Consider the following 12060-nt stretch of genomic DNA (forward strand, 5'->3'; position numbering starts at 1 on the left):
AAGTCTCCCCGCCCGACCCTGTCCCGGAAATCAGCACGAACCCTGACGGCCGCGCCGGAGACCCGCGTGCGGCGGGCTTCCGGCCTCAGGTTCAGCGGGTGACCCGTAGGGTCACGCCGACCATGCGCGGGGCGCCGAGGAAGGCGCCGATGGTGCCGGTCTGGAAGGGGGCGCCGAAGGCCACCTGATTGTACTGCTCGTCAAACAGGTTACGGCCCCAGAGCTCGACCGACCAGCCATTGTCCGAGTCCAGACCGACCGAGCCGTTGGCCAGCCAGAAGGCGCCTTGCACCTTCTCGGGCGCGAGGTCCGAGCCGGTGTTGTAGGCCGAGGAGTATTTGGCGGCGAGGGCGGCGCGGACCGCGAAGCCATTGCCGATGTCGCGACGCCAAGTCCCCGCGAGATTGCCCGACCACAGGGGTGCGAAGGACAGGCGCGAACCGGCCAGCAGCGGCAGGCCGGACACCGGCGCGTCGCCGTATTCGGTCTGGGCATAGACGACGCCCGCCTGCAGGCTGAGACCGCTGAACGGACGCCAGGTCCCCTCCAGCTCGGCGCCCTTGGCGGTCACCTCGGGAATGGATTTCACCAGGAAGGTGGTGCCGAGGAAGGTGTTGAGCTGGAAGTCGGTATAGGCCTGATGGAAGGCGTCGCCGGAGATCAGCAGCCGGCCTTGCAGGAGGTTGGCCTTGGCGCCGACCTCGACGGAATCGACGACCTCGGGCGCGAAGGCGGTGGAGGCGTCGGGGACGAGGTTGGTCTGGGCGCGGTCGAGGTTGTAGCCCGCGCTCTTGCGACCGCGCCCGTACGACACATAGCCGAGGACGGCGGGCGTGAACTGGTATTCGACGCGGGCCAGACCCGACCAGCCGTCGTCGGTCAGGCCTTCCGAGCGGCTCAGATTGTTGAAGGCGGGATTGGCCCAAGGCAGGCAGAGGGTGGCGTTCGTGATCCCGCGCGCGAGGGCGGCGGCGCAGGCCTTGCCCCCGTCAGTGTTCGTATAGCGGGCGTCGAGATCCTTCTCGATATGGCTGTAGCGGAGGCCGAGAGTCAGACCGAGCTTGTCGGTCGCATGCCAGGTCGTCTGGCCGAACAGGGCGGCGGTCGTCGCCGTCTGCTCATAGGTGTCGAGCGCGCCCTGCCCCGCCACGAAGCTCTCGCCCACGGGCAGGCCGGTCAGGGTGGAGACATAGCCGGCGAGCCCGACGGGGTTGGCGGTCGAGCGGGTCAGGACACGGCCGAGATAGTCCTCATAGGCCGAGCCGTAGAGGAAGGCGTCCTTGCGCAGCAGGGTCTCGCGCAGGAGGAAGACGCCGCCGGTATAGTCGAAGGCGCCGCGCGATCCGGTCAGCCGCGCCTCCTCGCTGAAGGTGCGGAAACGGTTGGACCAACTGCCGTCGTCAGGACGGTAGGCGATGTCGGCGGAGGTGAAGTCCCAGTCCTGGCTGAGGACGGCGCGCCACTGACGCCCGGCCGTGGTCAGTTCGACGAGGCCCAACCTGGTGTCGATCTTCGTATGCAGCGAGACGCCGCCGTCCTTGATCCGGGTATTGGTGTCGCGGTTGGCGTAGCCGGTGCGGGCCGAAGGGTCGGCCGGATTCATGACGCCGCCGTCGGGGCTGAGCAGAGCGAGAATGCCCGCTGTTGGGCCGGTGGATTGCTGGACGCCGATGCAGCAGCGCTCGTCGCGATGGGTGAAGTCGGCGCTGAGGCGGTTGGAGATCGTCGCGGTTGGCGTCCACAGCAGCTGGCCGCGCACGGTCTCATAGGCCTCATTCTGGTCGTCGGATTCCGTACGCGGACCATTGCCGGTGCGCACGTCATAGAGGCCGTCACGGCGGCGGACCGAGGCGTAGAGCCGGCCCGCCAGTCTGTCCTCGATCAGGGGGCCGGTGACGGAGACCGAACCGCCACGCGTTCCGTGGTCGCCGACAGTGACCTCGCCTGTGGCGCCGAAGTCGAAGCTCGGGCCGGCGGTGACGACATTGATGACGCCAGCCGAGGTGTTCTGGCCGAACAGGGTCGATTGCGGGCCGCGCAGGACCTCGGTGCGCACGACCTCACCGAGGTCGCCCAAGGCTACGCCGTTGCGGGCGCGGAAGATGCCGTCGACCACGACCCCGACCGAGCTTTCCAGCCCCGGATTATCGCCCACAGTGCCGACGCCCCGGATGCGAGCGGTGGTGTAGGTCTGGTTCGAGGTCGAGGCGACCAGCAGGCCGGGCGTGACGATGGCCAGGTCCTTGATGTCGACGACACCCGCGCCCGCCAGCAGGGGCTGGGCCGCGACCGAGACCGACAGAGGGGTGCGCTGCATCGAGCCCTCGCGGCGCTCGGCGGTGACGACGACGTCCGGAAGGCGTTGCGTCGAATTGATCGTGATGTGGGTGTTCTGTTGGTCGTCCGACGGATCCTGGGCGAAGGCCGGAGCGGCGAGCACGCCGGAGATGGCGAGCGCGAGGACGCTCGCACGGGCGAGAGAGGCGGAGGTCATTGAAGGACTCTTTTTGGGGGAAGGAAGGACCGTCGGGGGACGGTTAGTGATCGCCTTTCGGCGTCTCCATCAGTTCGATCAGGACGCCGCCCATCTCCTTCGGATGGAGGAAGACGACGGGGGTGCCGTGGGCGCCGATGCGGGGCTCGCCCGTGCCGAGGATGGTCAGACCCTTGGCCCGGCTCTCGGCGACGGCGGCATGGATGTCCTCGACCTCGAAACAGACGTGGTGTTGGCCGCCCTTCGGATTCTTCGCAAGGAAGCCGACGATGGGGGAGGTGTCGTCATAGGGCTCGATCAGTTCGATCTGGGCGTTGGGCAGGTCGACGAAACAGACCTTCACCCCTTGCGCCGGGAGGTCGAACGGTTCGCCGATCTGCGTCGCGCCGAGGACGTCGCGATAGAGTTTGATGGAGTCCGCGATGGACGGCGTGGCGACGCCGACGTGGTTCAGCTTGCCGATCATCGGGCGGGCTCCTTGACGGGGGCGGGCTGGGCGTAGCCGAGGCGCTGGTTCAGCTTCTCGATCAGGTCGACGGCGGTGTCGGCGACGGTCGAGCCGGGCGGATAGACGGCGGCGGCGCCCATCTCGATCAGGGGCTGGACGTCGCTCGGAGGGATGACCCCGCCGACGACAATCATGATGTCGGACCGCCCCAGCCGCTCCAGCTCGGCCTTCAGCTCCGGCACGAGCGTCAAATGACCGGCGGCGAGCGACGAGGCGCCGACCGCGTGGACATTGGCCGCGACCGCATCGCGCGCGGCCTCGGCCGGGGTCTGGAACAGGGCGCCGGCGGTGACGTCGAGGCCGAGGTCGCCATAGCCGGTGGCGATGACCTTCTGGCCCCGGTCATGACCGTCCTGACCGAGCTTGGCGATCAGGATGCGCGGCGGACCGCCGTCGTTCTCGACGAAGGTGGCGACCATGTCGCGAGCGCGGGCGAACCTGGGATCCTTGCCGGCCTCCTTCGCATAGACGCCGGAGACGGTCTTCACCGAGGCGACGTGTCGACCGAAGGCGGCCTCGAGCGCATCGGAAATCTCGCCGACGGTGGCGTGGGCGCGGGCGGCCTGAACGGCGAGTTCCAGCAGATTGGCCGTGCCGCGTGCGCCGTCGGTCAGGGCCTGAAGCGCTGTCTGCGTCGCCGCCTCGTCGCGTTCGGCGCGCAGGCGTTTCAGCTTCTCGATCTGGGCGGCGAGGACGGCGGCATTGTCGACCTTGAGCATCGGAATGTCGTCGGCGACGTCGTTCAGATAGCGGTTCACGCCCACGACGGTCTGCTGGCCGGTGTCGATACGGGCCTGGGTCTTGGCGGCCGATTCCTCGATGCGGAGCTTGGGAATCCCGGCCTCGATGGCCTTGGCCATGCCGCCGGCGGCCTCGACCTCGTCCATCAGGGCGCGGGCTTTCGCGGCCAGTTCCTGGGTCAGTTTCTCGACGTAATAGCTGCCGCCCCAAGGATCGATGACGCGGGTCAGGCCGGTCTCCGACTGTAGCAGGATCTGGGTGTTGCGCGCGATCCGGGCCGAAAAGTCCGTGGGCAGGGCCAGGGCCTCGTCCAGCGCATTGGTGTGCAGGGACTGGGTCTGGCCGCCCGCCGCCGCCATGGCCTCGACCATGGTGCGCGAGACGTTGTTGAACACGTCCTGGGCCGCGAGGCTCCAGCCCGAGGTCTGGCAGTGGGCGCGCAGGGACAGGGACTTGGGATCGACCCCGCCCTCCTTGCGCACCGCCTCGGCCCACAGCAGGCGGCCGGCGCGCATCTTGGCGACCTCCATGAAGTAGTTCATGCCGATGGCCCAGAAGAAGCTCAGACGCGGCGCGAACCGGTCGATGGCCATGCCCGCCGCCTTGCCCGCGCGCAGATATTCGATGCCGTCGGACAGGGTGTAGGCCAGTTCGATATCGGCCGAGGCCCCGGCCTCCTGCATGTGGTAACCGCTGATCGAGATGGAGTTGAACTTGGGCGTCTCCTTCGCCGTCCATTCGAAGATGTCCGCGATGATCCGCATCGAGGGCTCGGGCGGATAGATGTAGGTGTTGCGGACCATGAACTCCTTGAGGATGTCGTTCTGGATGGTCCCGGTCAGGGCTGCGTGCGGCACGCCCTGTTCCTCCGCCGCCACGACATAGAGGGCCAGGATCGGCAGGACGGCGCCGTTCATGGTCATGGAGACCGACATCTGATCCAGCGGAATGCCGTCGAACAGGGTCCGCATGTCGAGGATGGAATCGATGGCCACGCCGGCCATGCCGACGTCGCCCTTCACCCGCGGATGGTCGGAATCGTAGCCGCGGTGGGTGGCCAGATCGAAGGCGATCGACAGCCCCTTCTGACCGGCCGCGAGGTTGCGGCGGTAGAAGGCGTTGGAGGCCTCGGCGGTGGAGAAGCCGGCGTACTGGCGGATGGTCCAGGGATTGCCCGCGTACATGGTCGGATAGGGGCCGCGCAGGAAGGGCGCGAAGCCGGGCAGGCCGTGCACCGTCTCATTGCCTGCGATGGCCGAGGCGTCATAGGCGGAGGCGACCTCGATGCCTTCCGGCGTGCGCCAGGGATCGCGCGCGGGTCCGGTTCCGGTGGCTCCGAGGTCGAGCGCAGCCTTGGTGAAGTCGGGGAAGGTCCCGGAAGCGGTCATTGTCCGGCCTCCTCGAAGGCGGCGGCGAAGCGGAGGGGAAGCAGGGGCGCGCAGCTGTCGGTAATGGCGGCGGCGGGGGTCGCAGCGGAGGCCTCAACAGGAGCCGGGCGGACGTCGGGGTCGACATATCTGGTGACGCCGATGATCTGGCTGGCGCCCTTGTCGAAGGCGGCTTTCAGCGTCTGGCGGCTGGCACCGACGCGCATCTGGATCGCCCCGCCCTTGAGCGAGGCGACGACGCCGCCCTCGCGTTCGATGCGCTGGAACTCGGCCCAGCCGGCCTCGGCGAGATCACGCGTCCGGGCGTCGAGGAACCAGCTGCCGGCGGCGGGATCGTCGACGCGGCCGATGTGCGCCTCTTCCATCAGGACGATCTGGGTGTTGCGCGCCTGACGGCGGGCGAAGGCGTCAGGGCGGCCCGAGGCGCGGGTGAAGCCGTCCAGCACCACGGCGTCGGCGCCGCCGACGGCCCCGGCGAATCCGGCGGCGGTGAGCCTGAGCAGATTGGGCCAGGGATCGCGCGCGGCCAGCATCCGGCGCGACGACCGGGCTTCGATATTGGCGGGGAGATCGAGACCGAAGGCCTTCGTCATCGAGGCCCAGATCAGGCGCAGCGCCCGCACCTTGGCGAGGCTGTCGAAATATTCGGCGTCGACGCAGACGCCGAGGACCGTGCCCGTCAGCGCCCGTTCGGCGGACAGGCCGGCGTCGACGGCGGCCTTCACACAGGCGACGACGGCGGCGGCGGTGAAGCCGAGCTCCTGCCCGGCCGAGCCGCCCGCCTCATGCACGGCGCGGCCGCTGGCAAGGAAGAAGGTCGCGTCCGGATAAGCGCCCGAATGCCGCTCGGCGGTGGCGGCCATCTGCGACAGATGCATTTCGATCGGCAGGGGCGAGCCCCCGTTCGCGGCATAGGCCGACAGCGGGTCCATGTGGAACATCAGCTTCGCGCGCGGCGAGCCCTTGGCGACGACGGCGAGAGCGTTGGCGGCCTCGGGTCCCGCGAGCCCGGCGTCGAGGCCGATGGCGGCCAGTTCGAGCGCCACCCCGTTCAGAGCCTTCGCCAACGGCTCGGAATCCGCCAGCACCGCGCCCGACAGGATGACGCTGGCGGCGCCGCCTTCGAGGTCGGTCAGGACGGCGGCGTTGACGGCCTCGGGGTCATCGCCCTCCACCTGGGTGCGCAGGTCCCAGGCCCGGCCTTCGGCGTCCGAGGGGCGCGGCGCGAACAGGGGCTGGATCCCGGTCGCGTCGGCATAGAGGGGCCGGGTGACCAGATGATCCGTATCCAGATGAAGCAGGCTTTCGATAGGCCTGTCCTTCAGCGCCTTGACGGCGGACTCACGCCATTGCTCGGGCGTGGGGGTGTCGAAAGCGCTGCTGGACATCACTCGAACTCGACCAGAACATCGTCGGCGGCGACGGGGTCGCCGGCCTTGGCGCCGACGGATTTGACCACGCCGTCGCGCTCGGCCTTCATGATGTTCTGCATCTTCATGGCCTCGATGATGGCCACGGTCTCGCCGGTCTTGACCGACTGGCCGGGCTCGACGGCGATGGAGACGACCAGACCCGGCATGGGCGACTGGATCAGTTTGGAGGTGTCGGCCGCGACCTTCTCGGGCAGGCGGGCGAAGAGTTCGGCGTGGTGGGGCGACAGGACGCGGACGCGGGCCTTGGTCGCGCGGCTGCGGATCTCGAAGCCGCCGGGCACGCGCTTGACCTCGGCAGTGAAGGCCTCGTCGTCGAGGACGCCGCGGAACTGGGCCAGACCGGGACGCCAGTCGATGTCGGACAGCTGCAGGACGCGGTCTTCCTCGACCAGTTCCAGCGTCAGGGCTTCCTCGTCGTCATAGCCGACCGTGACGCCGGTCGCCTCGCGGTCGATCAGGACGATCCAGTCGGTGCGTTGCGAGGTGTCGCCGGCCTGATCCGACAGGATCTCGTTCATGGCCACGGCGGTGGCCACCATGACATCCTTCTGCAGGGCGCCGGCGGGGACGCCGTGGAAGCCCTCGGGGAACTCGTCCTTGATGTAGCTGGTCGACAGGGCGCCCGAGCGGAAACGCTCCTGATCCATGACGGCGGCGAGGAAGGGGACGTTGTGGCCGACGCCCGAGAGATGGGTGTCCTCCAGCGCCCGGGCCATGCCGTCGACGGCCGCGATGCGGGTCTCGCCCCAGGTGCAGAGCTTGGCGATCATGGGGTCGTAGAACATGGAGATCTCGTCGCCCTCGCGGACGCCGGTGTCGTTGCGCACGACGTAGGGGGCCTCGGCGCCCTCGTGCTCGCCCTCCTCCGGCTGCTCATAGCGGACCAGACGGCCGATCGAGGGCAGGAAGCCGCGATAGGGATCCTCGGCGTAGATGCGGCTCTCGATGGCCCAGCCGTTGATCCTCAGGTCATCCTGACCGAAGGCCATGGTCTCCCCGGCCGCCGAACGGATCATCTGTTCGACCAGATCGACGCCGGTGATGAGCTCGGTCACCGGATGCTCGACCTGCAGCCGGGTGTTCATTTCGAGGAAGTAGAAGCTCTTGTCCTGACCGGCGACGAACTCGACCGTGCCGGCCGAGTCGTAGTTCACGGCGCGGGCCAGGGCCACGGCCTGATCGCCCATCTTCTTGCGCGTGGCCTCGTCCAGCAGGGGCGACGGCGCCTCCTCGATGACCTTCTGGTTGCGGCGCTGGATCGAGCATTCGCGGTCGAACAGGCTGACGATATTGCCGTGCTTGTCGCCCAGCACCTGGATCTCGATGTGGCGCGGGTTGACGATGAATTTCTCGAGGAAGACGCGGTCGTCGCCGAAGGCCGTCAGGGCCTCGGCCTTCACCGCAGCGAAGCCCTCGGCCATGTCGTCATCGGATTCCGCGACGCGGATGCCCTTGCCGCCGCCGCCGGCCGACGCCTTGATCATGACCGGGTAGCCGATCTCGCGCGCGATCTTCACGGCCTCTTCGGTCGTCTCGATCAGGCCCATATGGCCGGGCACGGTGGAGACGCCGGCCTCGGCGGCGAATTTCTTGGACGTGATCTTGTCGCCCATGGCCTCGATGGCGTGGGGGTTGGGGCCGATGAAGGCGATGCCCTCGGCCTCCAGCCGCCGCGCGAAGACCGGGTTCTCCGACAGGAAGCCGAAGCCCGGATGCACGGCCTCGGCGCCCGTCTGACGCACCGCCTCGACGATCTTGTCCTGCAGCAGGTAGGACTGGGCGGCGGGCGACGGACCGATGTGCACAGTCTCATCGGCCATCTCGTACGCCAGCGAGCCGGTGTCGGCGTCGGAGTGGACCAGCACCGTCTTGATGCCCATCCGGCGACAGGTCTTGATGATCCGAACGGCGATCTCGCCCCGGTTGGCGATGAGGATTTTGGAGAACATCAGGCGTCCTTCAGGCTGAAAGCTTGCAGCCATTCGGCCAGGCTTTCGGAGTCGGTGTCGGGGGTTGCGATATAGGCGGGCAGGAGGGCCAGAACGGCTTCGCGGTCGGCTTCGGGCCAAATCGCGAAATGCGACGCCTCCAGCTTCAGGCGAACCACATCGCCGCTGGTCATCCAGCCGTTGTAAGGGTTGGCGATCGCGCGCCTCAGGAATTCGGGCAGTATTCGGGGAACGATCTTTTCCGACTTGATGGTGGTAGTCGCGCGCCAGATCGTGAGGTCGATATCCAGATCGGCCCAGTCCTCAGGACGCGCAGCATCCATCCGGATCAGCCGGTCGCTGTCCTCGTTGCGGGCACAATAGATCGCCGCAGGATCATTGACGCCGAGCGAGCCCATCACAGCGGAATGTTGTCGTGCTTCTTCCAGGGATTGTCCTGGACCTTGTTCGCGAGGGTCTTCAGCGCACGGATCAGGCGACGGCGCGTGCCGTGGGGCATGATGACGTCGTCGATATAGCCGAGGCCGGCGGCGACGAAGGGGTTGGCGAAGCGGTCCTTGTATTCGGCCTCGCGGGCGGCGAGGGCCTCGGGATCGCCGGCCTCCTTGCGGAAGATGATCTCGACCGCGCCCTTGGCGCCCATGACCGCGATCTCGGCGGTGGGCCAGGCGTAGTTGACGTCGCCGCGCAGGTGTTTGGAGCTCATCACATCATAGGCGCCGCCATAGGCCTTGCGCGTGATCAGGGTCAGTTTGGGCACGGTCGCTTCGGCATAGGCGAACAGCAGTTTGGCCCCGTGTTTGATCAGGGCGCCGTACTCCTGCTTGGTGCCGGGCATGAAGCCGGGGACGTCGACGAGCGTGACCAGCGGCAGGCCGAAGGCGTCGCAGAAGCGGACGAAGCGGGCGGCCTTGCGGGAGCTGTCGATGTCGAGGACGCCGGCCAGAACCTGGGGCTGGTTGGCGACGATGCCGACGGGCTGGCCGTCCAGACGGCCGAAGCCGCAGATGATGTTCTTCGCGAAATCCGCGCCGATCTCGAAGAAGTCGGCCTCGTCGACCGTCTTCAGGATCAGCTCCTTCATGTCATAGGGCTGGTTCGGATTGGCCGGGATCAGGGTGTCGAGCGAGGCCTCGTCGCGGGCCGGATCGTCATAGCTGTCGCGGACGGGCGGCTTTTCGCGGTTCGACAGGGGCAGGAAGCCGATCAGGCGGCGGACCTCGGACAGGGCCTCCAGATCGTTCTCGAAGGCGCCGTCGGCGACGCCCGACTTGCCCGCGTGGACGCGGGCGCCGCCGAGGTCCTCATGGCTGACGACCTCATTGGTGACCGTCCGGACCACGTCGGGGCCAGTCACGTACATGTAGGACGTGTCCTTCACCATGAAGATGAAGTCGGTGATGGCGGGGGAATAGACGTCGCCGCCCGCGCACGGGCCCATGATGACGCTGATCTGGGGGATGACGCCCGAGGCCAGGGTGTTCTGCAGGAAGATGTCGGCATAGCCGGCGAGGCTTTCGACCCCCTCCTGGATGCGGGCGCCGCCGGCGTCGAACAGGCCGATGATCGGGGCGCCGGTCGTGAGCGCCATCTTCTGGAGCTTGACGATCTTGGCCGCGTGGGCGCCCGAGAGCGAACCGCCGAAGACGGTGAAATCCTTGGAGAAGACATAGACCAGACGGCCACCGATGGTCCCGCGGCCGGTGACGACGCCGTCGCCGGGGATGCGTTGCTTCTCCATACCGAACTCGTGGGAGCGGTGCTCCACGAACATGTCGGTCTCCTCGAAGGAGCCCTCGTCCAGCAGGACGTCGATGCGTTCGCGCGCCGACAGCTTGCCCTTGGCGTGCTGGGCCGCGATCCGGGCCTCGCCGCCGCCGAGGCGGGCCGCCGCGCGGCGCTGTTCCAGTTGGTCGAGGATGGCCTGCATCTCTATTTCCTACTTGCGAGTAGACTTAATGGCGGAAGGCTGACGGCGGGTCAACGGGGCCTGACCCCTTCGGAGAAGGCGTCCCAGAGGCGTTCGGCGATTTCCTCAGGGCTCAGCTTGCCCTCGGGGGCGTACCACTGGGCGATGGAGTTCATCGCGCCCGAGATGGCGAAGGTCGACATGCGGACGTCGGCGGTGCGCAGGGAGCCGTCGCGGACACCCTCGCGCAGCAGGTCGCGGATGCGGGCGTCGACCTTGCGCTTGACCGCGCGCAGCCGTTCGCGGACCGGCGGGGTCAGTTCGACATCGGGCACCCGATGCAGGCAGCGCCCGAACACGGTGGTGGTAATTTCCACATATTTCTGAACGACTTGGTGCAGACGCTCGCGCCCATCGACGCCCGAGACGGCGCCCTCCTCCACGGCTTCGGAATAGGCGTCCAGGGCGATCATGAAACAGGCGCTGAGCAGGGCCTGTTTGGATCCGGCGTAGTAGTAGACCGTCGGCTTGGACACCCCCAGGCGGGCGGCGACGTCGTCGATCGAGGTGGCGCCGTATCCGTCCTTCACAAAGGCGGTGGCGGCGGCGGTGAGGATGGCCTCGCGCTTGGCGTCGGGATCGCGCGGCCGGCCCGGGGCGGACCAGAGGTCGTCGGAGGCAGCGGGTGCGGAAACACTACTCATGCGTCAGACATAGCAGACTGGACGCGAATGTCAGCCCGCCCCCTAGAACGGCGAGAGCCGCTCCGCCGCCCCGGCGCAGAGGGCGCGGACCCAGGCGGTGACGGCGCGCAGGCGGGCCGTATCGTGGACCTCGCGGTGGGTGCTGAGCCAGAAGCGGCGCTCGATCAGGACGCCGGGCAGGACCCGCGTCAGGCCTTCCGCGAGGAAGCAGGGCAGGACGCCGATCCCGCCGCCGCCGGCGATGATCTCGCGCTGGGCCCGGATCGAGGAGGAGGCCAGATGCGGCGTCAGGCCCGGGCGGACCTCGTCGAGATAGCGCAGCTCCGGCGCATAGATCAGGTCGTCGACATAGCCGACGATGTCGTGGTCGCTGAGGGCCTCGACGCTGTCCGGCGCCGGACGGGCGGCGAGGTAGGTGGGGCTGGCGTAGAGGGCGAGTTGATAGGGCGTCAGGGGCTCGACGATCAGCCGGGCGCTGTCGGGGGCGCTGAGGGTGATGGCCATATCGACCTCGCGCCGCGACGGCGACAGGAAGCCCGAGCTGGCGGCCAGTTCGATGCGCAGGCCGGGCCGGGCGGCGTGAAGGCTCGCCAGCGCGGGGGCCAGGACCGCGCCGCCGAAGCCTTCCGAGGCGCTGATCCGGACGGTGCCGGCGACGACGTCGGGCTGGGCCACCCGGGCGGCGGCGTCCATGGCGCTCTCGGCCTCGAGCCCGACCTGCAGCAGCTGGGCGCCGGCGGCTGTCAGCTGCAGGCCCGAAGCGGAGCGGACCACCAGCGTCGACTTCAGCGCGCTCTCCAGCCGGGCGACCCGGCGGCCGACGGTGGCGGCGTCGATACCCAGCCGGGTGGCCGCTCCGCCGAGCGAGCCGGCGCGGGCGGCGGCGATGAAGATGCGAACGTCGTCCCAGTCGAACATTGCGCGATTGCGCATG

At 68.4% G+C, this 12060-nt stretch carries 9 protein-coding genes; all 9 read right to left on the reverse strand.

Features of this window, described 5'->3' with window-relative positions; translation table 11 throughout:
- Positions 1–91: 91 nt before the first annotated feature.
- The 9 genes from AC07U0_RS02595 to AC07U0_RS02635 are packed head-to-tail and all read right to left on the reverse strand — an operon-like array spanning position 92 to position 12059.
- On the reverse strand, positions 92–2494 hold the full coding sequence (locus AC07U0_RS02595) for a TonB-dependent receptor (RefSeq protein ID WP_494718465.1): 2403 nt from the start codon (positions 2492–2494) through the stop codon (positions 92–94).
- A 43-nt stretch (positions 2495–2537) separates the two neighbouring features.
- Positions 2538–2960, reverse strand: coding sequence for a methylmalonyl-CoA epimerase (gene mce / locus AC07U0_RS02600; protein WP_494718466.1), 423 nt, complete (start codon positions 2958–2960; stop codon positions 2538–2540).
- Positions 2957–5131 (reverse strand): methylmalonyl-CoA mutase, encoded by a 2175-nt coding sequence (gene scpA, locus AC07U0_RS02605; RefSeq protein WP_494718467.1) that lies wholly within the window; start codon positions 5129–5131, stop codon positions 2957–2959. Before scpA ends, mce begins: the two co-directional genes overlap by 4 nt.
- Entirely contained in the window at positions 5128–6519 is a 1392-nt protein-coding gene (locus AC07U0_RS02610) for a methylmalonyl-CoA mutase family protein (protein WP_494718468.1), read from the reverse strand. The genes scpA and AC07U0_RS02610 overlap by 4 nt, the downstream gene beginning before the upstream one ends.
- Positions 6519–8513: an ATP-binding protein gene (locus tag AC07U0_RS02615; protein ID WP_494718469.1), complete on the reverse strand. Its 1995-nt coding sequence runs from the start codon at positions 8511–8513 to the stop codon at positions 6519–6521. Before AC07U0_RS02615 ends, AC07U0_RS02610 begins: the two co-directional genes overlap by 1 nt.
- On the reverse strand, positions 8513–8911 hold the full coding sequence (locus AC07U0_RS02620; protein ID WP_494718470.1) for a hypothetical protein: 399 nt from the start codon (positions 8909–8911) through the stop codon (positions 8513–8515). The genes AC07U0_RS02615 and AC07U0_RS02620 overlap by 1 nt, the downstream gene beginning before the upstream one ends.
- Positions 8911–10443 carry an acyl-CoA carboxylase subunit beta gene (locus AC07U0_RS02625; protein ID WP_494718471.1) on the reverse strand — a complete coding sequence of 511 codons (1533 nt, stop codon included), beginning with the start codon at positions 10441–10443 and terminating at the stop codon, positions 8911–8913. The genes AC07U0_RS02620 and AC07U0_RS02625 overlap by 1 nt, the downstream gene beginning before the upstream one ends.
- A 50-nt stretch (positions 10444–10493) precedes the next feature.
- The gene (locus AC07U0_RS02630) at positions 10494–11126 is read right to left on the reverse strand and encodes a TetR/AcrR family transcriptional regulator (RefSeq protein ID WP_494718472.1); all 633 of its coding nucleotides are present in this window, start codon (positions 11124–11126) and stop codon (positions 10494–10496) included.
- Positions 11127–11168: 42 nt separating this feature from the next.
- Positions 11169–12059, reverse strand: coding sequence for a LysR family transcriptional regulator (locus tag AC07U0_RS02635; protein ID WP_494718473.1), 891 nt, complete (start codon positions 12057–12059; stop codon positions 11169–11171).
- Between the last annotated feature and the right edge of the window lies 1 nt (position 12060).

The sequence above is a fragment of the Brevundimonas sp. GW821-FHT02A10 genome (genome assembly GCF_059422025.1).